Below are 24,305 nucleotides of genomic sequence, written 5' to 3'. Positions count from 1 at the left end.
GTCGTAGGTACTGCTTACGCCGGGAGCCTGTTTCGCTCTGCAGAAGCCGGACAGCCAAGGAAGCGCCACCTTTTCAGGACACCGGGTGCCCGGTGGCGCCTCGAGAACCGAGGGGACATACATACAGATGCGAGCGCAGCCTGCTACGTCTGAGGCGCGCAGGCCCGCAGCGCAACTTGTAGCATACGGGGGCAGCCGGACAGGGTCAATGCGCGAAGGCGGACACCAGGGGCGGATCGCCGTATACCCGGCAGGAAATGTCCCGTATGGCCGCGTGGCAGGGCTGTGCGACCCCCTTCGGCGGCGTACCGCCGTCCGGTGGTCGGGACGGAAGATTACGACGAGGGAGCCGATCATCCAAGAGTCCGAACGGCCCGAGCCCGAGGGGTTCGAGCCCGAAGCCACCCGCCGTGACGCCGATGTCGCGGAGAGCAGCCGGGCCAACCGGGGCTGGTGGGACCGCAACGCGGACGAGTACCAGGTCGAGCACGGCACGTTCCTCGGCGACGACCGCTTCGTGTGGGGCCCGGAGGGGCTGGACGAGGTGGAGGCCGAGCTGCTCGGTCCGCCGGAGGAGCTGAAGGGCAAGGACGTCCTGGAGATCGGCGCGGGCGCGGCGCAGTGCGCGCGCTGGCTGGCCGCCCAGGGCGCCCGTCCGGTGGCCCTGGACCTCTCGCACCGCCAGCTCCAGCACGCGCTGCGCATCGGTGGATCGTTTCCGCTGGTGTGCGCGGACGCGGGCGCGCTGCCCTTCGCGGACGGCTCCTTCGACCTGGCGTGCTCGGCGTACGGCGCGCTGCCGTTCGTCGCCGATCCGCGGCTGGTGCTGCGCGAGGTGCGGCGGGTGCTGCGGCCCGGCGGCCGGTTCGTCTTCTCGGTGACCCATCCGATCCGCTGGGCGTTCCCGGACGAGCCGGGTCCCGAGGGCCTGGCGGTGTCCGCCTCCTATTTCGACCGCACGCCCTATGTCGAGCAGGACGAGCAGGGCCGGGCGGTCTACGTGGAGCACCACAGGACGCTGGGCGACCGGGTGCGGGACATCGTGTCCGCCGGGTTCCGGCTGGTGGACCTGGTGGAGCCGGAGTGGCCGGCCTGGAACACCTCGGAGTGGGGCGGCTGGTCCCCGCTGCGGGGCAGCCTGATTCCGGGGACGGCCGTCTTCGTGTGCGAGCGGGACTGAAACGTCCACGATCGGGGGAGGCGGGGGCGGACCCTCCGGACGGGGGGGCCGGCTACGGGTTCGCCCGGACGAGGGACGCCGGGCGGGTTCGGGGGTCGTACGACACTTGAGGGCGTGATCCGTTACGACGCCCTGGACGCGCTGCCCGTGCGCTCCGCCCTGCCCGCCCTGACCGACGCGCTCGCGGCCGGCGGCACCGCCGTCCTGGTGGCGCCGCCCGGCACCGGCAAGACCACGCTGGTGCCGCTGGTGCTGGCGGGGCTGGTCGGGGACGGGCCCGCGCGGCGGGTCGTGGTGGCCGAGCCTCGGCGGATCGCGGCCCGTGCGGCGGCGCGCCGGATGGCGTGGCTGCTGGATGAGCGGCCGGGCGAGAGCGTGGGCTTCACGGTGCGCGGCGAGCGGGCCGTGGGGCGGCGCACACGGGTGGAGGTCGTGACCACGGGGGTGCTGCTCCAGCGGCTGCAGCGCGATCAGGAGCTGGCCGGGGTGGACGTCGTGGTGCTCGACGAGTGCCATGAGCGGCATCTGGACGCGGACACGGTGGCAGCCTTCCTGTGGGACGTGCGGCAGGCGCTGCGGCCGGAGCTGCGACTGGTGGCCGCTTCGGCGACCACGGACGCCGAGGGGTGGGCGCGGCTGCTGGGCGGTGCGCCGGTGGTGGAGGCGGCGGGGACCGCGCATCCCGTGGAGGTGGTGTGGGCGCCGCCCGTGCGCCCGGTACGGCCGCCGCACGGGATGCGGGTGGATCCCGCGCTGCTCGCGCATGTGGCGTCGGTGGTGCGGCGGGCGCTGGCCGAGCGGGATGGTGACGTGCTGTGTTTCCTGCCCGGAGTCGGCGAGATCGCGCGGGTGGCCGGTCAGTTGGGCGACCTGGGCGGCGTCGAGGTGCTCCAGGTGCACGGACGGGCACCGGCGGGCGTCCAGGAGGCGGTGCTCTCGCCCGGTGAGCGGCGGCGGGTGGTGCTGGCGACGTCGGTCGCGGAGTCCTCGCTGACGGTGCCCGGTGTGCGGGTGGTGGTGGACTCGGGGCTGGCCCGCGAGCCTCGGGTGGACCACGCGCGCGGGCTCAGCGGGCTGACGACGGTACGGGCGTCGCGCGCGGCCGGGCGGCAGCGGGCGGGGCGGGCCGGGCGGGAGGCGCCGGGCGCGGTGTACCGATGCTGGGCGGAGGCCGAGGACGGCCGGCTGCCGGCGTTTCCGGCGCCGGAGATCAAGGTGGCCGATCTGACGTCGTTCGCCCTTCAGGCGGCCTGCTGGGGCGATCCGGACGCCTCTGGTCTGGCGCTGCTGGATCCGCCGCCGGGCGGAGCGATGGCGGCGGCGCGCTCCGCGCTGTCGGCGGTGGGCGCGGTGGACCGCGCCGGGCGGCCGACGGAGCGCGGGGTACGGCTCTCCCGGCTCGGGCTGCACCCGCGGCTGGGGCGGGCGCTGCTGGACACGTCCGGGGCGGGGGCGGAGGTGGTCGCGCTGCTCTCGGAGGAGGTGCCGCGGGAGTACGGCGACGATCTCGCCGGGGCGTTGCGCTCCGCCCGGCGCGGGGGCGACGGCTACGCGGCGCGCTGGGCCAGGGAGGTGCGGCGGCTGCGGTCCGCCTCCGCGGAGGTTTCCCGCGCACCCGCCGACGCCGGCCGGCCGCCGGTTGAGGCCGGGGAGGAGAACCTCGTCGGGCTCGTCGCCGCGTCGGCGTTCCCCGAGCGGGTGGCGAGGCTGGACGGTGGGTCGTACCTGATGGTGTCCGGGACGCGGGCCGAGCCGGCGCAGGGGTCGGCGTTGCGGGGGGCGCCGTGGATCGTCGTGGCCGTGGCCGACCGGCCGGGCGGCAAGGGGCATGCGCGGGTGCGGCTCGGGGCCGCCGTGTCCGAGGAGGTGGCGCGGGCGGCTGCGGGCGCGGCGCTGGACGAGCGGGACGAGGTGCGCTGGGCGGACGGTGATGTCGTGGCCCGGCGGGTCGAGCGGCTCGGGGCGATCGAGCTGGCGGTGCGGCCCCTGCGGGACGCCGCGCCGGAACTGGTGCGTGCGGCGCTGCTCGAAGGGCTGCGGCAGGAAGGGCCGGGGCTGCTGCGGTGGACGCCGGACGCGGAGGTGCTGCGGCAGCGGCTGGCGTTCCTGCGCGCCCGGTTCGGGGAGCCGTGGCCGGACGTGTCGGACGAGGCGCTGGTCGCGGGGTCGGAGCGGTGGCTGGAGCCGGAGCTGGGCCGGGCCCGGCGACGGGCGGATCTCGCGCGGATCGACGCCGGGCAGGCGCTGGCGCGGCTGCTGCCCTGGGCGAGCGGGGAGGCCGTACGCCTGGACGAGCTGGCGCCCGAGCGGCTGGCCGTGCCGAGCGGGTCCAGGATCCGGATCGACTACGGGGATCCCGAGCGGCCGGTGCTCGCGGTCAAGCTCCAGGAGATGTTCGGGCTGCGCGAGACGCCGTCCGTGGCGGGCGTGCCGCTGCTCGTGCACCTGCTCTCCCCCGCGGGCCGGCCGGCCGCCGTCACGGCCGATCTGGCGTCGTTCTGGCGGGACGGCTACAAGGCCGTGCGGGCCGAGCTGCGCGGCCGTTATCCGAAGCACCCGTGGCCGGAGGACCCGGCGACGGCCGAGCCCACCCGGCACACCAACGCGCGGCTCCGGCGCTGACCGGTCGCGGCCGGGTCGGCGCAGGGGCGAGGGCGGGTCTCCGGACGCCGTGCGGTCGTGGTGGCGGGCAGGGGGCGGCCGGGCCTTCGGTGGACGGGCGGCCCGCGGACGGTTCCCTGACCGGGCGTCGGCACGGACGGACGGCGCCCTCCTCGCGGGGGGCGGGGAGGGCGCCGTCGGGGTCCGGTCGGGTCAGGAGGTGGCGGATGCGCTCGGGGACGGGGACGGGCTGGTCGTGGCGGTGCCGTCGGCGGCCACCGTCAGCCGGACGGTGAGGGTGCCGCCGCCGGGCGTGGTGATGCGCAGCAGGAAGGTGCCGGTGGTGTCGTCCGCGTACAGCTTCGGCAGCGTCAACTGGCCCTCGGCGTCGGTCTTCAGCCCGGTGAGGGTGCGTACGGCCTTGCCGGTGGCGTCCTTGAAGTAGGGGCCCTTGTCGTTCTCGGTGGCGTCGATGGCGGACGTGACCAGGGTGGCGGTGGCCGCGACCTGGTCCGCGACGGCGCCCTTGTACGTCGCCTTCACCTTGACCCGGTCGGCGAACTCACCGCCCGGCGTGCAGGTCAGCGGGGTGTCCCCGGCGGTGACGGCGGTCAGCTCGTCGGCGCCGCGTTCGGTGACGGTCGCCCGGTAGTCCACGCCCTTGACCGAGCGGCCCACGACGGTCGCGGTGACCTTGAAGTCGCCGGTCTTCTCGCCCGCCGTGAGCACCGGCGCCTTGGCGATGCCCCGGGCGTCGGTGGTGACCGTGGCCACGTCCTCGCCGTCGAAGGTGGCGTCGGAGTCCGCGGAGACGGTGAACCGGATCCTGACCTTGGCCACCGGGGCGCCCGACGCGGTCTCGGCGCGGGCGCTGATCGTCCCCGTGAAGGCGTGTCCGGCCATCGCGGTGAGCTTGGTGGTGACCGTGGCCGCGTCTTCCAGGTGGTCCACCGTGTCGGTGGGGGTGGGCGGGGCGGGCGTCCCCGGCGGGCGCGGGGCCGGGTCGCCGCCGTCCTGGCCGCCACCGGGGTCGGTGGGCGAGGGGCCCGGCCGGCCGCCCTGGTCCTTCGAACCCGGCTTGCCGTGGTCCTTCGGGCCGGGCTTGCCCTGGTGCGGGTCCACGGGTGCCGGCGTCGTGCGCGGGGTGTCGTCGTCGCTGCGGTGGCCGGGCGCGGGCCCGGTGCCGTCGGGCACGGAGTAGGTGCCCTTGCTGTAGTACTCCATCCACGACAGGACGGTGTTCAGGTAGTCCTGCGAGTCGTTGTAGCCGAGGATCGCGCTGTGCAGGTCGGCCTCTTGGGACAGGTCCCGGTCGCCGCGGCACAGGTAGTGGCCGGCGGCGAGGGCGGCGTCGTAGATGTTGTTGGGGTCCTTCTTGCCGTCGCCGTTGCCGTCGCGGCCGGCCCAGGCCCAGGTGGACGGGATGAACTGCATGGGTCCGACGGCCTGGTCGTACTGGGCGTTGCCGTCGTACGCGCCGTGGTCGGTGTCCTTGATGAGCGCGAAGCCGTTGCCGTCGAGGACCGGTCCGAGGATCGGTCGCAGCGTGGTGCCGGCGGCGTCGACCTCGCCGCCGCGCGCCTGGCCGGACTCCACCTTGCCGATGGCGGCGAGGAGTTGCCAGGGCAGGTTGCAGCCGGGCTTGGAGGTGCGCAGCTCCGCCTCGGCCTTCTTGTACGCGTCGAGGACCGTGGCGGGTATGCCGGCCTCGCCCGCGCCCTGGACGACGGGAGGGCCGGCACTCGGCGAGGGGCTGGGGTTGGGGCTGTTCAGGGGCGGCAGGTCCGTGTAGTACGGCGAGTTGCCCGTGGCGTCGCCGCCCGCGGCGGGGTCCGGTACGGGGGCGGAGGCGCCGGCCGTCGCCGGTCTGCCGTGGTCCTCGCCGGTCGCTCCCGGAGCCTGGGACGCGGACAGAGCCGCGACCGCCGCCGCGGCCACGGCGGTGGTCGCCGCCCCCTTGCGCAGCCGCCTGCCGAAATGCGCCGCCATAGAGTGAACCCCTCCCAAGGACGTCCTGCGTCCGTATCCACATGTGTGTCCCGCCTTGGTCTGACGTACGACCCGGCGTTCCGGTTGCCCCTGTGCCGCCCTTTCACCTGTGCGATGGGTGTCGGCCCGTGCGCCCGGCACGGCGCCGCAGGCGACCCTACGACAACTTGCTTTGCGGGGGCACCCGTTCGTGCCCGATTTTCACCGGTTGGCCACCTGCCGTTGGGGTGGGCACGCCCGGCGCTGCGCCAGGGCGGTGACGCTGGCCCGCTCTTGAGTTCGGGGGGAATGGCCTGCCGTCAGAAGGCGGCGCGCGGTCCGGGGTCGCGCGGGTCCCGGCGGGCCGGGCGTTCGGCGAGGGGCGCGACGAAGACCGTGAGGGTGGGGCGGGGGCGGGACCTCGGCACCAGGGTGAGGGTGAGCGCGAGATAGCCGCGGGCCAGATCGGCCCACTGGCGCCAGTCGGGGGCCCGGCCGGCCAGTGCGGCGGTGCGAGTCCGGGCGGCGCGGTCCTTGAGCCCGCGCCGGGCGTTCCGGGCGGTCCTGCGCAGGGCCGTGGCGGGGTCGGCGGGGATGCGGGCGGTGCTTGCGCCGGCCGCGAGGGCCGGGACCGGCGAGGCGGGCAGTGCCTGCGCCGAGGCGGTGTCCGCCCAGACCCGGCTGACTGCCTCGGGCGTCCGGCGGTGAAGCATGCGTATACCCATGCCCGCAGTGTTGCGGCTGCGGAGGGCGGGAGGCGTTTTGGCGGGGGCCACGTGAGTGACGGTCCCGCCGGGGGTTGAGCCGTCTTTGTGGTGCTGGTGCGGAATGGACGATTCCGGGTTGCGGGGACGGCGGGCCGCAGGGGGTGCCGTATTCCGTCGGAGTACGGCACCCCCGCGCAGGTGCGGCCCGGATGCGGCCCGGATGCGGCGGGCGCCGCGGGGAGCGCGGGGGTGCCGCGCGGGCCCGGCAGGACCCGAGCGAGAGGCGTCAGTGCGCCGCCGACTCCCAGTCCGGGCCGACGCCGACCGAGACGTCCAGGGGGGCCTTGAGGGTCACGGCGTTGGACATCTCGTGGCGGACGAGTTCCTCGACGCGGGCGCGCTCGCCGGGGGCGACCTCCAGGACGATTTCGTCGTGCACCTGGAGGAGCATCCGGGACTTCAGGTCCGCGGCCCGCAGGGCGGAGTCCACCTTGAGCATGGCGATCTTGACGATGTCCGCCGCCGTGCCCTGGATGGGCGCGTTGAGGGCCATCCGCTCGGCGGCCTCGCGGCGCTGGCGGTTGTCGCTGTTGAGGTCGGGCAGGTAGCGGCGGCGGCCGAAGACGGTCGCCGTGTAACCCGTGGCGCGGGCTTCGTCCACGGCGCGGCGCAGATAGTCGCGGACGCCGCCGAAGCGCTCGAAGTACGCGTCCATCAGGGCGCGGGACTCCGCCGCCTCGATGTTCAGCTGCTGGGAGAGGCCGAACGCGGACAGGCCGTACGCCAGGCCGTACGACATCGCCTTGATCTTGCGGCGCATCTCCGCGTCCACCGCGGCCGGCTCGACGCCGAAGACCTGGGCGGCGGCGGTGGTGTGCAGGTCCTCGCCGGAGGTGAACGCCCTGATCAGGCCCTCGTCCTCGGAGAGGTGCGCCATCACGCGCAGCTCGATCTGGCTGTAGTCGGCGGTCATCAGGGACTCGAAGCCCTCGCCGACGACGAAGCCGCGGCGGATCGCCCGGCCCTCGTCGGTGCGCACCGGGATGTTCTGGAGGTTCGGGTCCGTGGAGGACAGCCGGCCGGTCGCGGCCACCGTCTGGTTGAAGGTGGTGTGGATACGGCCGTCGCCCGCGATGGTCTTGACCAGGCCCTCGACGGTGACGCGGAGCTTGGCCTGCTCGCGGTGGCGGAGCATGATCACCGGCAGCTCGTTGTCCGTCTGGGTGGCGAGCCAGGCCAGGGCGTCGGCGTCCGTGGTGTAGCCGGTCTTGGTCTTCTTGGTCCTGGGCAGGGCCAGCTCGCCGAAGAGGACCTCCTGGAGCTGCTTGGGCGAACCCAGGTTGAACTCGTGGCCCGCGGCCGCGTGCGCCTCCTTCACGGCCTGCTGCACCGCACCGGCGAACATCTGCTCCATCGCGTCGAGGTGCGCGCGGTCCGCGGCGATGCCGTGCCGCTCCATGCGGGCGAGCAGGGCGGAGGTGGGCAGTTCCATGTCGCGCAGCAGATCGGCGGCGCCGACCTCCTCCAGGCGGCCTTCGAACGCCTCGCCGAGGTCCAGGACGGCGCGGGCCTGGATCATCAGGGCCTCGGCCTCGGCGGCCTCGTCCGTGCCGAAGGCCAGCTGGCCGTCGGCCGCGGCGGCGGGGGCAAGCTCACGGTGCAGGTACTCCAGGGACAGCGCGTCCAGGTCGAAGGAGCGCCGGCCGGGCTTGACCAGGTAGGCGGCGAGCGCGGTGTCCATGCGCACGCCGTCGATGCGCCAGCCGTGCTCGGCGAAGACGCGCATGGCGCCCTTGGCGTTGTGGAACACCTTGGGGCGCCCGGCGTCCGCCAGCCAGGCCGCGAACGCGTTCTCGTCGGCCTCGTCGAGTTCCGCGGGGTCGAACCAGGCGGCCGCTCCACCGGCCGCCGCCAGGGCGACCTCGGCGACCGAGCCGGTGCCCAGCGCCCAGGTGTCGACGGTGGCGACGCCCAGGGGCTGCGTGCCGTGTTCGGCGAGCCAGGGGGCGAGCTCACCGGTGCGCAGGACGGTGCCGTCGACCTCGACGCCCTCGGTGGTGACCGGGGTGGTCTCGGCCTCCTCGGCGCCGGGGTCGACGGCGAAGAGGCGCTCGCGCAGGGACGGGTTGCGGATCTCCAGGGTGTCCAGGATCATCGCGACGCCCTTGCGGTCGTACGGCGCGCGCTCCAGGTCGGTGACCGACTTCGGCAGCTCGACCTGGCGCTCCAGCTCGGTGAGGACGCGGTTGAGCTTGACCGATTCCAGGTGGTCGCGGAGGTTCTGGCCCGCCTTGCCCTTGACCTCCTCGGCGCGCTCGACCAGCTCGGCGAACGAGCCGAACTGGTTGATCCACTTCGCGGCGGTCTTCTCGCCGACGCCGGGGATGCCGGGGAGGTTGTCGGACGGGTCGCCGCGCAGGGCGGCGAAGTCGGGGTACTGGGCGGGCGTCAAGCCGTACTTCTCGAAAACCTTCTCCGGGGTGAACCGGGTCAGCTCGGAGACGCCCTTGGTCGGGTAGAGCACGGTGGTGTGCTCGCTGACCAGCTGGAAGGAGTCGCGGTCGCCGGTGACGATCAGTACGTCGAAGCCCTCGGCCTCGGCCTGGGTGGCGAGGGTGGCGATGATGTCGTCGGCCTCGAAGCCGTCGACGGCGAAGCGCGGCGCGTGCATCGCGTCCAGCAGCTCGCCGATCAGCTCGACCTGGCCCTTGAACTCGTCGGGGCTCTTGGAGCGGTTCGCCTTGTACTCGGTGAAGCGCTCGGAGCGCCAGGTCTTGCGGGAGACGTCGAAGGCCACGGCGAAGTGGGTGGGCGCCTCGTCACGCAGGGTGTTGGCCAGCATCGACGCGAAACCGTAGATCGCGTTCGTCGGCTGGCCCGTCGCGGTGGTGAAGTTCTCCGCGGGCAGCGCGAAGAACGCGCGGTAGGCCAGCGAGTGCCCGTCCATGAGCATCAGCCGGGGACGGTCGCCGCCGGGGGTCTTGTCGGTCTTCTTCGATGCTGTCTCTGCCACGCCACCGATCCTGCCACGCCCCACTGACACTCCGGACCGCGTGCGCCCGCGGGCCGCCTCCGGCGGGGGCCGAGCGGGACACGAGCGGGACAGGAGACGACGGCGGACCGCCGGGCGGACAGGCGCCGGGGCCGGCCACCGAGTGGAGATGCCCCCCCTCCCCGCCCTCATGGAACCGCCCGTTCCCGGTGTCGGTGCCCCGTGGGAGGATCGGGCCCGTACGTGGGAGACGCAGTCGAAGGGGAGCGTGCGATGGCGACGAAGCCGCCGAAGGGTGATCCGGTGCAGGACGCGCCGCAGGTCGCGGAGCCGAAGCACGCGGCGGCGGGGCTGCCGGCCATCGGGCACACCCTGCGGATCGCACAGCGGCAGATGGGGGTCAAGCGCACCGCGCTGACGCTGCTGCGGGTGAACCAGAAGGACGGCTTCGACTGTCCGGGCTGCGCCTGGCCGGAGCCGGAGCACCGGCACACCGCGGAGTTCTGCGAGAACGGCGCGAAGGCGGTGGCCGAGGAGGCCACCCTGCGCCGGGTCACCCCGGAGTTCTTCGCCGCGCACCCCGTCGCCGACCTGGCGACCAGGAGCGGGTACTGGCTGGGCCAGCAGGGCCGGCTCACCCATCCCATGTACCTCCCCGAAGGGGCGGCGCATTACGAGCCGGTCACCTGGGAGCGCGCCTTCGGCATCATCGCCGAGGAGATCGCCGCGCTCGCCTCCCCGGACGAGGCCGTCTTCTACACCTCGGGCCGCACCAGCAACGAGGCGGCGTTCCTGTACCAGCTGTTCGCGCGCGAGCTGGGCACGAACAACCTGCCGGACTGTTCCAACATGTGCCACGAGTCGTCCGGCTCGGCGCTCACGGAGACCATCGGCATCGGCAAGGGCAGCGTCCTCCTGGAAGACCTCTACCAGGCCGATCTGATCATCGTGGCAGGCCAGAATCCGGGCACGAACCACCCCCGGATGCTGTCCGCGCTGGAGAAGGCCAAGGCCAACGGCGCGAAGATCATCAGCGTCAACCCGCTGCCCGAGGCCGGCCTGGAGCGGTTCAAGAACCCGCAGACCCCGCAGGGCATGCTCAAGGGCGCCGCCCTCACCGATCTGTTCCTCCAGATCCGCATCGGCGGCGACCAGGCACTCTTCCGTCTTCTGAACAAGCTGATCCTGGAGACCGAGGACGCGGTCGACGAGGAGTTCGTGCGGGAACACACGCATGGATTCGAGGAGTTCGCCAAGGCCGCGCGGTCCGCCGACTGGGAGCAGACGCTGGCCGCCACCGGTCTGGGCCGCGCGGAGATCGAGCGGGCGCTGGAGCTGGTGCTCGCCTCCGAGCGGACCATCGTGTGCTGGGCGATGGGTCTGACCCAGCACAAGCACTCCGTGCCGACGATCCGCGAGGTCGTCAACTTCCTGCTGCTGCGCGGCAACATCGGCCGGCCGGGTGCGGGTGTGTGCCCGGTGCGCGGCCATTCCAACGTGCAGGGTGACCGCACGATGGGCATCTTCGAGCGGCCCGCGCCCGCCTTCCTGGACGCGCTGGAGCGGGAGTTCGGCTTCGCTCCCCCGCGGGAGCACGGCTTCGACGTCGTACGGGCGATCCGCGCGCTGCGCGACGGCGAGGCGAAGGTGTTCTTCGCCATGGGCGGCAACTTCGTCTCCGCGTCCCCGGACACGGAGGTGACCGAGGCGGCGATGCGGCGGGCGCGCCTGACGGTGCATGTGTCGACCAAGCTGAACCGCTCGCACACGGTCACCGGCGCGCGGGCGCTGATCCTGCCCACCCTGGGCCGCACCGAGCGCGACGCGCAGGCGAGCGGCGAGCAGTTCGTGACCGTCGAGGACTCCATGGGCATGGTGCACGCCTCGCGCGGCCGGCTGGCGCCCGCGAGCGGGTATCTGCTGTCCGAGCCGGCGATCGTGTGCCGGATGGCGCGTGCGGTGCTCGGGGAGCGCAGCGTCGTGCCGTGGGAGGAGTTCGAGAAGGACTACGCGGCCGTCCGCGACCGTATCGCGCGGGTGGTGCCGGGGTTCGCGGACTTCAACGCGCGGGTGGCCCGGCCCGGCGGATTCGCGCTGCCGCACGCGCCGCGCGACGAGCGCCGCTTCCCGACCGCCACCGGCAAGGCGAACTTCACGGCGGCGCCGGTGGAGTACCCCGAACTGCCCGCGGGGCGGCTGCTGTTGCAGACGCTGCGCTCGCACGACCAGTACAACACCACGATCTACGGCCTGGACGACCGCTACCGGGGCATCACGGGCGGCCGCCGGGTGGTGCTGGTGAACGCCGAGGACGCGCGGGCGCTCGGGTTCGCCGAGGGGACGTACGTGGACCTGGTGAGCGAGTGGCGGGACGGCGTGGAGCGGCGGGCGCCCGGCTTCCGGGTGGTGCTCTACCCGACGGCCCGCGGCTGCGCGGCCGCCTACTACCCGGAGACCAACGTGCTGGTGCCGCTGGACGCGACGGCCGACACCAGCAACACCCCGGCCAGCAAGTCGGTGATCGTACGCCTGGAGGCGCACGTGGAAGGCCGTCTGGAACAATCGGCGACCGACTGAGCGTTCGCTCAGGTTAAGACAGGTGTACGACGAACGGAGCCGGCCCATGGGCGAGCAGCAGCAGGTGCGATTCCCGCAGGAGGTCATCGAGGAGTACGCGGCGCTCGGCGTGGACCTGCCCGCCCTGTTCTCGGCCGGCGACCTCGGCACGCGGATGGGCGTGCAGATCCTGGAGGCGTCCGCCGACAAGGTCGTCGGGACGATGCCGGTGGAGGGCAACACGCAGCCGTACGGCCTGCTGCACGGCGGCGCCTCGGCGGTGCTCGCGGAGACGCTGGGCTCGGTCGGCGCGATGCTGCACGGCGGCAGCACCAAGGTCGCGGTCGGCGTGGACCTCAACTGCACGCATCACCGCGGGGTCCGCTCGGGCCTGGTGACCGGCGTGGCCACGCCCGTGCACCGGGGCCGGTCGACGGCGACGTACGAGGTCGTCATCAGCGACGAGCAGGGCCGCCGGGTGTGCAGCGCGCGGCTGACCTGCATGCTCCGCGACCTCGGCGCGCGAAACGGCGAGCAGGCGCCCGCGGCGGTCTGACGGCTCCTCAACGAAAGGCCCGGCCCACTCCCCAAAAGGGGTGGGACCGGGCCTTTTTGTCTCCGATACCGCGCCATCCCGCATACGGAAAGTGGAATTCCCGCGTCCGGCCGAGACGACCCCTTGACGGCTCGTGAGACGGAGACGGATATACCGGCGCCCGGCCGACCGAAATTGCTGTACACCGCACCTTTATTTTCCGGCGTAACGCTGCGTAACACGCGCGCAATAAGCCCCCTTCCGCCTCCGGCGCGGAGCCGCGCCCGCGGGTGATCTTCGCCGGGCGCCCCTGGGGCGCGGGGCTCTCCGGGCCGCGACCTCGGCACGAGGGCCAACCGGAAGTGCGCATTCTCAAAATGTGGACCTCGGGGAAATTCCGCCAAACCGGCCGAGAGTATCCCCGGCGGAACTTTCCCGTCCACGCCGTCATAACAAGAAAGTCACAAGGAAGCCCACGGCGCTGCCCAGGTCTCCATAGCGGGCTTAGAGTCACGGCCAGTCACCGCTCCAACGGGAGTTCGGTACCAACGCGGCTCTACGCCGTCCCGTTCCAGGGACCGCCCATGCCTGCGGAAAGGATCGATTGTGCGACAGCGTTCTCTGGTGATTCTCGCCTCCGTTCTGACGACCGGGGCTCTGACTCTCACCGCCTGCGGCTCCCGCAACAACGACAGCAAGGGCGGCGACAGCGGCAACGTGACGGTCACCATCGGCGTGGACGCGCCGCTGACCGGCCAGAACTCCGCGACCGGCCTCGGCATCCAGTACGGCGCGCAGATAGCGGTCGACGACGCGAACAAGAACAAGACCGTGCCCGGCGTCACCTTCAAGGTCAAGGCCCTGGACGACAAGGCGATCCCGGCCACCGGCCAGCAGAACGCCACCCAGTTGGTCGCCGAGAAGGACGTCCTCGGTGTGGTCGGCCCGCTCAACTCCGGTGTGGCCACCCAGATGCAGCAGGTCCTGGACACCGCCAACCTGGTGGAGATCTCCCCGTCCAACACCTCCCCCGAGCTGACGCAGGGCAAGAACTGGCAGACCAAGAAGGTCCGTCCGTTCAAGACCTACTTCCGCACCGCGACCACCGACGCCCTCCAGGGCGCGTTCGCGGCGGACTACGCCTTCAACGGGCTGCACAAGAAGAAGGCGTTCGTCGTCGACGACAAGCAGACCTACGGCGCCGGCCTCACCAAGATCTTCAAGGAGCAGTTCACCAAGCAGGGCGGCACGGTCATCGGCACCGACCACGTGAGCGTGGGCGACCGCGACTTCTCCACCCTCGTCACCAAGATCAAGAGCTCCGGCGCCGACATCCTGTACTACGGCGGCCAGTACGACGAGTCCCAGGTGCTGACCAAGCAGCTCAAGGACGCCGGCGCCAAGATCCCGCTGTTCGGCGGCGACGGCATGTTCACCCCGACCTACATCCAGACCGCCGGCAAGGCCGCCGAGGGCGACCTCGCGACCTCCATCGGCGTCCCGGTCGACACCCTGCCCGCCGCCAAGGACTTCGTGGCCACCTACAAGGCCAAGAAGTACCCCGGTGACTACGGCACCTACGGCTCGTACTCCTACGACGCCACCACCGCGATCATCAAGGCCGTCGGCCAGGTCGTGAAGGACGGCAAGCTCCCGGACGACGCCCGCGCCAAGGTGGTCGACGCCGTGCAGCACAACTCCTTCGAGGGCATCTCCGGCAAGATCTCCTTCGACGAGTTCGGTGACACCACGAACAAGCAGCTGACCGTCTACCAGGTCGTCAACGGCGCGTGGAAGGCCGTCAAGAGCGGCGTCGCCAACCCCAAGTAGCCCGCGGCACACACCGCGACACCCAGGGCCGCGCGGCACTGACCACCGTCACCGCGCGGCCCGCCTTCTACCGCCCTCTTGACTCTCCCCACCACATGGAGGCCATGCGGTGAACACCCTGCCGCAGCAGCTGGCCAACGGGCTGTTCCTCGGCTCGATGTACGGCCTGATCGCCATCGGGTACACGATGGTGTACGGCATCGTCCAGCTCATCAACTTCGCTCACGGCGAGATCTTCATGACGGGAGGCTTCGGCGCCCTCACGGTGTATCTCGTCCTGCCGCACGGCATATCCATGTGGATAGCCCTGCCGGCGATGCTCGTCGGCGGCGCCCTGGTCGCCGTACTCATCGCCGTCGGCGCCGAACGCTTCGCCTACCGGCCGCTGCGCGGCGCGCCACGCCTGGCGCCCCTCATCACGGCCATCGGTCTCTCGCTCGCGCTCCAGCAGCTCGTCTTCAACCTGTACCCGAACGCCAAGTCCGCCCGTGTCTTTCCGCAGCTGCCGTTCGGGCCCTACCACCTGGGCTCGGTCACCGTGCAGAGCGGCGACCTCTTCCTGATCATCGCCGCCCCGCTGTGCATGGCGGTCCTCGCCTTCTTCGTACGGCTCTCGCGCACCGGCCGCGCCATGCAGGCCACCGCGCAGGACCCGGACACCGCCCAGCTGATGGGCATCGACACCAACCGCATCATCGTGATCGCGTTCGCCATCGGCGGCCTGTTCGCGGCGGTCGCGGGCACGGCGTACGGCCTCAAGTACGGCGCCGTCGACTACCAGATGGGCTTCCTCGCCGGTCTCAAGGCGTTCACCGCGGCCGTCCTCGGCGGCATCGGCAACATCTACGGCGCCATGCTCGGCGGTCTCGTCCTCGGCCTCGCCGAAGCCATGGCCACCGCCTACATCGCCAACATCCCCGGTATGCACCAGCTCGGCGGCCAGGGCTGGGCGCCGGTGTGGGCCTTCGTCCTCCTCATCCTCGTACTCCTCATCAGGCCACAGGGCCTGCTCGGCGAACGCGTCGCGGACAGGGCGTGAGCACCATGACCGACACCACCCTCCAGACCCCGGCAGCGCGCGGCCCCCTGCCGCTCCCGCCCGCCGTGGCCCGGCCGCTCATCGCCGCCGGCGCCGCCGGCACCATCGCCAGCGCCTTCATGAGCTGGACCTGGACGCCCGACTTCCCCGGCAATCTGACCATCTACGGCTACCCCGCCGGCCTGCAGATCCTGGCCCTGGTCGCCGCCGCGCTCACCCTGCTGCACGTGCTCGCCGTCTGGCGGGTCAGGGGCCTGGGCTGGCTCAACCCGTCGGGCGCCACCAGCCCGGTGCTGCTGACCAGCCTGTCGGCGTTCACCGTCTGCTGGTTCACCGGCATCGCCATCGCCGTCGACCTCGGCGGCCTGGTCAACCTGGATCCGGGCGCGTACGTCGCGATGGTGGCCTCCGCGCTCTGTGTCCTCGGCGCGCTCGCCCTGCCCCGCCCGGCATTGGGCACCGGCCTCAAGGGCTACCTCACCAAGCCCGAAAAGCCCCGCCCCGGCACCCTGTCGCCGCTCGCCGAGCGCGCCGTCGTCACCGTCGGCACCGCCCTCGGCCTGGTGGTCTTCACCTACGGCATCGGCATCAACGACGACGACAGCGAGACCTTCATCGGCTTCCTGCTGGTCTGCGCGTTCGCCGCCTGGGGCCTGGTGCACGCCGGGCTCCTCGACCGGTACGCGACCATGTCCACCCGCCACAAGGGCTTCGCGGCCTGCCTGGCGTTCGTGGCCGCCGTGATCTTCCCGTTCACGCAGAGCGACGACCACAACGCCAACATCGGCGTGAACATCCTCATCTTCGCCACCGTCGCGCTCGGCCTGAACATCGTCGTCGGCCTCACCGGACTGCTCGACCTCGGCTACGTCGCCTTCCTCGGCGTCGGCGCCTACGCGGCCGCTCTGGTCTCCGGCTCCGAGTACTCCCCCATCCACGCGCAGTTCCCCTTCTGGGCCGCCGCCCTCACCGGCATGGCCGCCTCGCTGGTCTTCGGCGTCCTGATCGGCGCGCCGACCCTGCGGCTGCGCGGTGACTACCTGGCCATCGTGACGCTCGGCTTCGGAGAGATCTTCCGTATCGCCGTCAACAACCTGGACGGCGACTCCGGTCCGAACATCACCCGCGGTCCCAACGGCATCACCCAGATCCCCGACATCAAACTCTTCGGGTTCAACCTGGGCGACGCCCACACCCTCGGCTCGTTCACCCTCGGCCGGTTCGCCAACTACCTGTTCCTGATGCTGATCATCACGGCCATCGTGGTGCTCGTCTTCACCCGTGCCGCCGACTCCCGTATCGGCCGCTCCTGGATCGCCATCCGCGAGGACGAGACCGCCGCGACCGCCATGGGCATCAACGGCTTCCGGGCCAAGCTGATCGCCTTCGCGCTCGGCGCCTCCCTGGCGGGCCTGGCCGGCACCGTGATGGCGCACGTGAACTACAGCGTCAACCCGCAGCCGTACCAGTTCGCCGGGGCCGCGCCGCCCAACTCGGCCTTCCTGCTGGCCGCCGTCGTCCTCGGCGGCATGGGCACCGTCAGCGGCCCGCTGCTCGGCGCCAGCCTGCTGTACCTCATCCCGGAGAAGCTCCAGTTCATGCAGAACTACGAGCTGCTCACCTTCGGTGTCGCGCTGATCCTGCTCATGCGGTTCAGGCCGGAGGGCGTCATCGCCGACCGCCGCCGCAAGCTGGAGTTCCACGAGACCGGCCAGCTCGACGTACCGGCACAGACGACGCTGTCCGAGGACGCGGCCGTCACCAAGGCAGGGGCGTGAGGAACCATGACGACACCTGTACTCGAAGCCCGTGACGTGACCATGCGGTTCGGCGGTCTGACCGCCGTACGGTCCGTGGACTTCACGGTGAACAGCGGCGAGATCGTCGGCCTGATCGGGCCGAACGGCGCCGGCAAGACCACCTTCTTCAACTGCCTCACCGGCCTGTACGTCCCGACCGAGGGCACCGTCGCCTACCAGGGCAAGGTGCTGCCGCCCAAGCCGCACCTGGTGACGCAGGCGGGCATCGCCCGCACCTTCCAGAACATCCGCCTCTTCGCCAACATGACCGTGCTGGAGAACGTCCTCGTGGGCCGCCACACGCGGACCAGGGAGGGCCTGTGGTCGGCGCTGCTGCGCGGCCCCGGCTTCCGCAAGGCCGAACGCGAGTCCGAGGCGCGGGCCGTGGAGCTCCTGGAGTTCGTCGGACTGGCCGGCAAGCGCGAGCACCTGGCACGCAATCTGCCCTACGGCGAGCAGCGCAAGCTGGAGATCGCGCGGGCGCTGGCCAGCGAGCCGGGCCTGCTGCTCCTGGACGAGCCGACGGCGGGCATGAACCCGCAGGAGACCCGCGCCACCGAGGAACTGGTCTTCGCCATCCGGGACATGGGCATCGCCGTCCTCGTCATCGAGCACGACATGCGGTTCATCTTCAACCTGTGCGATCGCGTCGCCGTGCTCGTGCAGGGCGAGAAGCTGATCGAGGGCACCTCCGAGGTCGTCCAGGCCGACGAGCGGGTCATCGCCGCCTACCTGGGCGAGCCCTTCGAGGGCGATCCGGGCGCGGCGGAGGCCGCGGAGGTCGAGGCAGCGGAGGCCGGAGCGGCCCCGGCCGGGACCGCCGGGGCCGGGACCGCCGGCGGCGAGACGGCCGGGGGCGAGGCGGCGGGATCCGGGGCCGCCGAGGGTGAGGCGGCGGGGACCGCCGACAGCACAGAGGGAGAGACCCAGTGACCGCACTGCTGGAGGTCGAGGACCTCAGGGTCGCCTACGGCAAGATCGAGGCCGTCAAGGGCATCTCGTTCAGCGTCGAGGCCGGCCAGGTCGTGACCCTCATCGGCACCAACGGCGCCGGCAAGACGACCACCCTGCGCACCCTGTCCGGGCTGCTCAAGCCGGTCGGCGGCAGGATCCTGTTCGACGGCAAGCCGCTCACCGGCGTCCCGGCGCACAAGATCGTCGCCCTGGGGCTCGCCCACTCCCCCGAGGGCCGGCACATCTTCCCGCGTCTGAGCATCGCGGAGAACCTCCAGCTCGGCGCCTTCCTGCGCAAGGACAAGGACGGCATCGAGCGGGACGTCCAGCGTGCCTACGACCTCTTCCCGATCCTGGGCGAGCGGCGCAAGCAGGCCGCGGGCACCCTCTCGGGCGGCGAGCAGCAGATGCTGGCCATGGGCAGGGCGCTGATGTCCCGGCCGAAGCTGCTGATGCTGGACGAGCCGTCCATGGGCCTGTCGCCGATCATGATGCAGAAGATCCTGGCGACGATCGCCGAGCTGAAGTCCCAGGGCACCACCATCCTGCTGGTCGAGCAGAACGCCCAGGCGGCGCTCTCGCTCGCCGACCAGGGCCATGTGATGGAGGTCGGCTCGATCGTGCTGTCCGGCACCGGACAGGACCTGCTGCACGACGAGTCGGTCCGCAAGGCGTATCTGGGCGAGGACTGACGCCCTGCGCGTACGGCGATGCCCGCGGCCCCCGGCGAGGGGGGCGCGGGCATCGCCGTACCGCCGGGGCTCAGCCCTTCTTCGCGGCCTTCTTCTCCTCGTTGTCCGTGATCACGGCCTCGGCGACCTGCTGCATCGACATGCGGCGGTCCATGGAGGTCTTCTGGATCCAGCGGAAGGCGGCCGGCTCGGTCAGGCCGTACTCGGTCTGGAGGATGGACTTGGCGCGGTCGACCAGCTTGCGGGTCTCCAGGCGCAGGGTGAGGTCGGCGACCTCCTGCTCCAGCTGCTTCAGCTCCGTGAAGCGGGAGACGGCCATCTCGATCGCCGGCACCACGTCGCTCTTGCTGAACGGCTTGACCAGGTACGCCATCGCGCCGGCGTCCCGCGCGCGCTCGACCAGGTCGCGCTGGGAGAAGGCGGTGAGCATCAGGACCGGGGCGATGGACTCCTCGGCGATCTTCTCGGCCGCGGAGATGCCGTCCAGCTTGGGCATCTTCACGTCCAGGATGACCAGGTCCGGCCGGTGCTCGCGGGCCAGCTCGACGGCCTGCTCGCCGTCGCCGGCCTCACCGACGACGGTGTAGCCCTCCTCCTCCAGCATCTCCTTGAGGTCGAGCCGGATCAGGGCCTCGTCCTCGGCGATGACGACACGGGTCGTCAGCGGAGGCACGTGCGACTTGTCGTCGTCGGGCGCGTCTACGGGCTGGGGCGACTCGGCGGTCACGGGGGCTCCTCGTTCGGTGCAGGGGTACTGCTGACAAGAGCCTACCTAGCTACGGTATGGTGGACGCGCGGAGGGTCGGGGGAAACCTTGGATTCTGCGAGCCCCGGTAGCCCAATTGGCAGCAGGCAACGGATTCAAAACCCGTACAGTGTCGGTTCGAGTCCGACTCGGGGCACTTTTTCCTTGTTTTCCAAGGTCACCGGTTTTCCCGATTCACAGGTTTGTGCGGGCCCCTTCGACAAAGGGGCCCTTTTCGTATGCCGGACGGACGGCTACGCCTCCGGGTCGTTCTCGCCGATGCGGTGGACGCGGACCAGGTTGGTGGAGCCGGAGACTCCGGGCGGGGAACCGGCCGTGATCACCACGAGGTCGCCCTTCTCGCAGCGGCCGTACCGCAGCAGCAGCTCGTCCACCTGGTCGACCATGGCGTCCGTGGAGTCCACGTGCGGGCCGAGGAAGGTCTCGGCGCCCCAGGTGAGGCTGAGCTGGGAGCGGGTGGCCGGCACCGGGGTGAAGGCGAGCAGCGGGATCGGCGGCCGGTAGCGGGAGAGCCGGCGGGCGGTGTCCCCGGACTGGGTGAAGGCCACGAGGAACTTGGCGCCGAGGAAGTCGCCCATCTCGGCGGCCGCGCGGGCGACCGCGCCGCCCTGGGTGCGCGGCTTGTTCCGCTCGGTCAGCGTCGGCAGCCCCTTGGCCAGCATGTCCTCCTCGGCCGCCGTGACGATCTTCGCCATGGTGCGCACGGTCTCCACGGGGTACTTGCCGACGCTGGTCTCGCCGGAGAGCATCACCGCGTCCGTGCCGTCGAGGACCGCGTTGGCCACGTCGGAGGCCTCGGCGCGGGTGGGCCGGGAGTTGTCGATCATGGAGTCGAGCATCTGGGTGGCGACGATGACCGGCTTGGCGTTGCGCCGGGCGAGCTTGATGGCACGCTTCTGGACGATCGGCACCTGCTCCAGGGGCATTTCCACCCCGAGGTCGCCGCGCGCGACCATCAGTCCGTCGAAGGCGGCCACGATGTCGTCCAGGTTGGCGACCGCCTGCGGCTTCTCGATCTTGGCGATCACCGGGAGGCGGCGGCCCTCCTCGGCCATGATGCGGTGCACCACCCGGATGTCGTCACCGCTGCGCACGAAGGACAGGGCGATGACGTCGACGCCGGCGTGCAGCGCCCAGCGCAGGTCCTCCTCGTCCTTCTCCGACAGGGCGGGCACGGAGACGGCGACACCGGGCAGGTTGAGGCCCTTGTGGTCGGAGACCATGCCGCCCTCGACCACGCGGGTGCGCACGCGGGGGCCGTCGACGGCGGTGACCTCCAGGCAGACTCGGCCGTCGTCCACCAGGACGCGCTCACCGGGGGCGACGTCACCGGCGAGCCCCGCGTACGTGGTGCCGCACCGGTGGCGGTCGCCCTCGACGCCCTCTTCGACGGTGATGGTGAATTCATCGCCGCGTTCAAGGAGTACCGGTCCTTCGGCGAACCGGCCCAGGCGGATCTTCGGACCTTGAAGGTCGGCGAGGATTCCGACACTGCGGCCGGTTTCGTCGGCAGCCTCGCGCACGCGTTGGTAACGCTCCTCGTGTTCGGCGCGGGTGCCGTGGCTGAGGTTGAGGCGGGCGACGTCCATTCCGGCCCCGACCAGTGCCTTGATCTGGTCGTACGAGTCGGTGGCGGGCCCCAATGTACAAACGATCTTTGCTCGGCGCATGGTTCGAGCCTAGGGCTTACCCGCCGGTAGAGATTCCGGGCGGCATGACCACTCAACAACCTTCAGGTGAAGCCTTATTGACAAGTGTTGAATTGTGCGGGCAGCCGCTCCTATGAGCGAATTCGCTCACCGTTCTTCGACGAGCGGAGTGAGCCGCTGGGCGGAGTGCCGGGCCTGGGGAACGGCGGAATGCGGTTCGCGCAGCCCGAAGGTGGTGAAGGCCGTACGGGCCGGAAGGGGGTACGACTCCTTTCCGGTGAGCGAGTTGAGGATGGTGGCGCCGCGCCAGGCGGCGAGGCCCAGGTCGGGGGCGCCGACGCCGTGGGTGTGCAGTTCGGCGTTCTGGACGTAGACGGAGCCCTTGACCGAGGGGTCGAGGACCAGGCGGAAGTCGGCGTCGATGCGCGGGCGCTCGGCGGCGTCGCGGCGCATATAGGGGTCGAGCCCGGCGAGCAGCCGGCCGAGGGGCCGCTGCTGGTAGCCGGTGGCGAGGACGACGGCGTCGGTGGCGAGCCGGGAGCGGCTGCCCTCCTCCAGGTGTTCCAGATGGAGTTCGATCTTGTTGCTGGCGATCCGGCCCGCGGTGCGCACGCGCACGCCGGGGGTGAGGACGGCGTCGGGCCAGCCGCCGTCCAGGGTGCGCCGGTACAGCTCGTCGTGGATGGCGGCGAGGGTGCCGGCGTCGACGGCCTTGTGCAGCTGCCACTGGGCGTCGACCAGCCGGTCGCGGACGGGTTCGGCGAGGGCGTGGAAGTAGCGGGTGTAGTCGGGGGTGAAGTGCTCCAGGCCGAGCTTGGAGTACTCCATCGGCGAGAACGCGGGGCTGCGGCCGATCCAGTGCAGCCGCTCCGCGCCGGCCGGGCGGCGGCGCAGCAGGTCGAGGAAGATCTCGGCGCCGGACTGCCCGGAGCCCACCACGGTGATGTGCCCGGCGGCCAGCAGCTCCTCGCGGTGGTCGAGGTAGTCGGCGGCATGGCAGACGGGCAGCCCCTCGGCGTCCACCATGGGCTTGAGGGGGGCCGGCACATGGGGGACGGTGCCGACGCCGAGGACGAGGTTGCGGGTGTAGGCGCGGCCGAGGGCGTCGGCCTCGCCGTCGGCGTCCAGCTGGGTGAAGTCGACCTCGAACAGGTCGCGTTCGGGGTTCCAGCGGACGGCGTCGACCTGGTGGCCGAAGCGCAGTCCGGGCAGGCTCTCGGCGGCCCAGCGGCAGTAGGCGTCGTACTCGGCGCGCTCGATGTGGAAGCGCTCGGCGAAGTAGAAGGGGAACAGTCGCTCGCGGGTCCTGAGGTAGTTGAGGAAGCTCCAGGGGCTGGTCGGGTCGGCGAGGCTCACCAGGTCGGCGAGGAAGGGCACCTGGATGGTGGAGCCCTCGATGAGCAGGCCGGGGTGCCAGCTGAAGCCGGGCCGCTGTTCGTAGAAGACGGCGTCGAGTTCGGGCAGCGGGTGGGCGAGGGCGGCGAGGGAGAGGTTGCAGGGGCCGATGCCGATACCGACCAGGTCGCGGGGCGCGTCGGGGTCGCGGCGCGGCAGCAGGGAGGTGCGGGCGGCCGTCTGCGGAGCCGGGTGGGGGGTCATCTTGGGATGCTTCCTTCGACGAGTTTCAACAGGTGGGCCAGGTCGTCCGGCCGGGTGTGGGGGTTGAGGAGGGTGGCCTTGAGCCAGAGGCGGCCGTCGAGCCGGGCGCGGCCGAGGACGGCACGGCCTTCGTGCAGCAGCTCCCGGCGGACACCGGCCACGGCGGCGTCGGTGGCCTCGGCGGGGCGGAACAGGACGGTGCTGATGACGGGCGTGTCGTACAGCTCGAAGCCGGGGTGCGCCCGGATGAGCGCGGCGAACTCCCGTGCCAGGTCGCAGACGTGGTCGACCAGGGCGCCGAGGCCGCGGCGGCCGAGGGTGCGCAGGGTGACCGCGGCCTTGAGGATGTCGGGGCGGCGGGTGGTGCGCAGGGAGCGGCCGAGCAGGTCGGGGTGGCCGGCCTCGGTGTCGTCGTCGGCGTTCAGATAGTCGGCGCGGTGGTGGAGTACGGAGAGGTCGGCCGGGTCGGCGACGGCGAGCAGGCCGGCGGCGACCGGTTGCCAGCCGAGTTTGTGCAGGTCGAGGGTGACGGTGTGGGCGGCGTCGAGTCCGGCGAGCCGGGCGCGGTGCCGGTCGCTGAACAGCAGTCCGCCCCCGTAGGCGGCGTCGATGTGCAGCCGGGCGCCGTGGGCCGCGCACAGGGCGGCGATCTCGGGCAGCGGGTCGATGAGTCCGGCGTCGGTGGTGCCGGCGGTGGCGGCGACCAGCAGGGGGCCGGGGAGCGCGGTGAGGGCGGCGTCGAGGGCGGCCGGGTCGAGGGTGCCGCCGGGGGTCGGGACGAGCACCGGGTCGGGCAGTCCGAGCAGCCAGGCGGCGCGGGCCAGCGAGTGGTGGGCGGAAGCGCCGCAGACGAGCTGGACGCTGCCGTGGCCGGCCTCGCGGGCGAGCAGCAGGGCGAGTTGGTTGGACTCGGTGCCGCCGGTGGTGACCAGGGCGTCGGCCAGTCCCGCCGCGCGCGCGAGGTCCCGCGCGACGACGGCTTCCAGGGCGGTGGCGCCGGGGGCCTGGTCCCAGGAGTCGAGGGAGGGGTTGAGGGCGCTGACCGCGAGGTCGGCGGCGGTGGCCACGGCGAGGGGCGGGCAGTGCAGATGGCCGGCGCACAGCGGGTCGGCGGGGTCGGCGGCGCCCTCGGCGAGGAGCCGTACGAGAACGCGCAGGCCGTCCGGGTCGCCCTCGTCGGGCAGTACGTCCCCGAGCGCGTCGGCGACCCGGCGGGCGGTGGCCTCCGGTCCACCCGCGGGCAGCGGGCCGCCGCGCGCCTCGCGGCCTTCCGCCAGCGCGTCCAGCACGGTGCCGAGGAGCGGGCGGAGGGCGTCCGGGCCGTGCGGGCCCGAGGCGAGGGGCTGGGTCGGCATGGGCTTGCCTCCGCTCTCGGGGCTGCTCGGGGCGCGCCGGGTGGGCTCCGGGTGGTACGGGAAGAGGGGCGTGGGTCCCCTGT

16 protein-coding genes and 1 tRNA gene are annotated in these 24,305 nt (G+C 72.1%); 10 read left to right on the top strand and 7 right to left on the bottom strand.

Annotation, left to right across the window (positions count from 1 at the left end):
• The first annotated feature begins 334 nt into the window (after nucleotides 1-334).
• Nucleotides 335-1,180, top strand: coding sequence for a class I SAM-dependent methyltransferase (locus tag ACZ7EC_RS08890; protein WP_471059789.1), 846 nt, complete (start codon nucleotides 335-337; stop codon nucleotides 1,178-1,180).
• Between the two features lie 114 nt (nucleotides 1,181-1,294).
• Nucleotides 1,295-3,802, top strand: a complete 2,508-nt coding sequence (hrpB, locus tag ACZ7EC_RS08885) for an ATP-dependent helicase HrpB (RefSeq protein ID WP_471059598.1) — start codon at nucleotides 1,295-1,297, stop codon at nucleotides 3,800-3,802.
• A gap of 192 nt (nucleotides 3,803-3,994) precedes the next feature.
• On the opposite strand, the gene ACZ7EC_RS08880 is transcribed toward hrpB, so the two are convergent.
• The 3 genes from ACZ7EC_RS08880 to polA form a co-directional block, all read right to left on the bottom strand.
• Nucleotides 3,995-5,770, bottom strand: coding sequence for a lytic transglycosylase domain-containing protein (locus tag ACZ7EC_RS08880; protein ID WP_471059596.1), 1,776 nt, complete (start codon nucleotides 5,768-5,770; stop codon nucleotides 3,995-3,997).
• 299 nt (nucleotides 5,771-6,069) lie between these two features.
• On the bottom strand, nucleotides 6,070-6,474 hold the full coding sequence (locus ACZ7EC_RS08875; protein WP_471059593.1) for a hypothetical protein: 405 nt from the start codon (nucleotides 6,472-6,474) through the stop codon (nucleotides 6,070-6,072).
• A gap of 268 nt (nucleotides 6,475-6,742) precedes the next feature.
• The gene (polA, locus tag ACZ7EC_RS08870; protein WP_471059591.1) at nucleotides 6,743-9,469 is read right to left on the bottom strand and encodes a DNA polymerase I; all 2,727 of its coding nucleotides are present in this window, start codon (nucleotides 9,467-9,469) and stop codon (nucleotides 6,743-6,745) included.
• Nucleotides 9,470-9,721: 252 nt separating this feature from the next.
• Here polA and ACZ7EC_RS08865 point away from each other — a divergent pair, with 252 nt between their 5' ends.
• The 7 genes from ACZ7EC_RS08865 (at nucleotide 9,722) to ACZ7EC_RS08835 (ending at nucleotide 18,853) form a co-directional block, all read left to right on the top strand.
• Entirely contained in the window at nucleotides 9,722-12,025 is a 2,304-nt protein-coding gene (locus tag ACZ7EC_RS08865) for an FdhF/YdeP family oxidoreductase (protein ID WP_471059589.1), read from the top strand.
• Nucleotides 12,026-12,071: 46 nt separating this feature from the next.
• Entirely contained in the window at nucleotides 12,072-12,560 is a 489-nt protein-coding gene (locus ACZ7EC_RS08860; protein ID WP_471059587.1) for a hotdog fold thioesterase, read from the top strand.
• Between the two features lie 585 nt (nucleotides 12,561-13,145).
• On the top strand, nucleotides 13,146-14,369 hold the full coding sequence (locus ACZ7EC_RS08855; RefSeq protein ID WP_471059585.1) for a branched-chain amino acid ABC transporter substrate-binding protein: 1,224 nt from the start codon (nucleotides 13,146-13,148) through the stop codon (nucleotides 14,367-14,369).
• A gap of 109 nt (nucleotides 14,370-14,478) precedes the next feature.
• The gene (locus ACZ7EC_RS08850; RefSeq protein WP_471059583.1) at nucleotides 14,479-15,408 is read left to right on the top strand and encodes a branched-chain amino acid ABC transporter permease; all 930 of its coding nucleotides are present in this window, start codon (nucleotides 14,479-14,481) and stop codon (nucleotides 15,406-15,408) included.
• Nucleotides 15,409-15,413: 5 nt separating this feature from the next.
• On the top strand, nucleotides 15,414-17,186 hold the full coding sequence (locus ACZ7EC_RS08845) for a branched-chain amino acid ABC transporter permease (RefSeq protein WP_471059787.1): 1,773 nt from the start codon (nucleotides 15,414-15,416) through the stop codon (nucleotides 17,184-17,186).
• A gap of 6 nt (nucleotides 17,187-17,192) precedes the next feature.
• A complete protein-coding gene (locus ACZ7EC_RS08840; protein ID WP_471059580.1) occupies nucleotides 17,193-18,140 on the top strand; it encodes an ABC transporter ATP-binding protein in 948 nt (315 codons plus the stop codon).
• Nucleotides 18,137-18,853, top strand: coding sequence for an ABC transporter ATP-binding protein (locus tag ACZ7EC_RS08835; RefSeq protein ID WP_471059579.1), 717 nt, complete (start codon nucleotides 18,137-18,139; stop codon nucleotides 18,851-18,853). Before ACZ7EC_RS08840 ends, ACZ7EC_RS08835 begins: the two co-directional genes overlap by 4 nt.
• Before the next feature lie 70 nt (nucleotides 18,854-18,923).
• Here ACZ7EC_RS08835 and ACZ7EC_RS08830 read toward each other — a convergent pair whose 3' ends face one another.
• Nucleotides 18,924-19,580: an ANTAR domain-containing response regulator gene (locus ACZ7EC_RS08830; protein ID WP_471059577.1), complete on the bottom strand. Its 657-nt coding sequence runs from the start codon at nucleotides 19,578-19,580 to the stop codon at nucleotides 18,924-18,926.
• Nucleotides 19,581-19,680: 100 nt separating this feature from the next.
• On the opposite strand from ACZ7EC_RS08830, the gene ACZ7EC_RS08825 reads away from it, so the two are divergent.
• Nucleotides 19,681-19,755, top strand: a tRNA-Leu gene (locus tag ACZ7EC_RS08825).
• Between the two features lie 97 nt (nucleotides 19,756-19,852).
• On the opposite strand, the gene pyk is transcribed toward ACZ7EC_RS08825, so the two are convergent.
• The 3 genes from pyk to ACZ7EC_RS08810 form a co-directional block, all read right to left on the bottom strand.
• Complete coding sequence (pyk, locus tag ACZ7EC_RS08820; protein WP_471059575.1) at nucleotides 19,853-21,289, bottom strand: pyruvate kinase; 1,437 nt, start codon at nucleotides 21,287-21,289, stop codon at nucleotides 19,853-19,855.
• Between the two features lie 126 nt (nucleotides 21,290-21,415).
• On the bottom strand, nucleotides 21,416-22,867 hold the full coding sequence (locus ACZ7EC_RS08815; protein WP_471059573.1) for a lysine N(6)-hydroxylase/L-ornithine N(5)-oxygenase family protein: 1,452 nt from the start codon (nucleotides 22,865-22,867) through the stop codon (nucleotides 21,416-21,418).
• Complete coding sequence (locus ACZ7EC_RS08810) at nucleotides 22,864-24,222, bottom strand: pyridoxal phosphate-dependent decarboxylase family protein (RefSeq protein ID WP_471059571.1); 1,359 nt, start codon at nucleotides 24,220-24,222, stop codon at nucleotides 22,864-22,866. Before ACZ7EC_RS08810 ends, ACZ7EC_RS08815 begins: the two co-directional genes overlap by 4 nt.
• Nucleotides 24,223-24,305: the final 83 nt, after the last annotated feature.

It is taken from the genome of Streptomyces sp. NPDC037203 (genome assembly GCF_055605065.1).
This window is presented reverse-complemented; position numbering and strand designations above follow the sequence as displayed.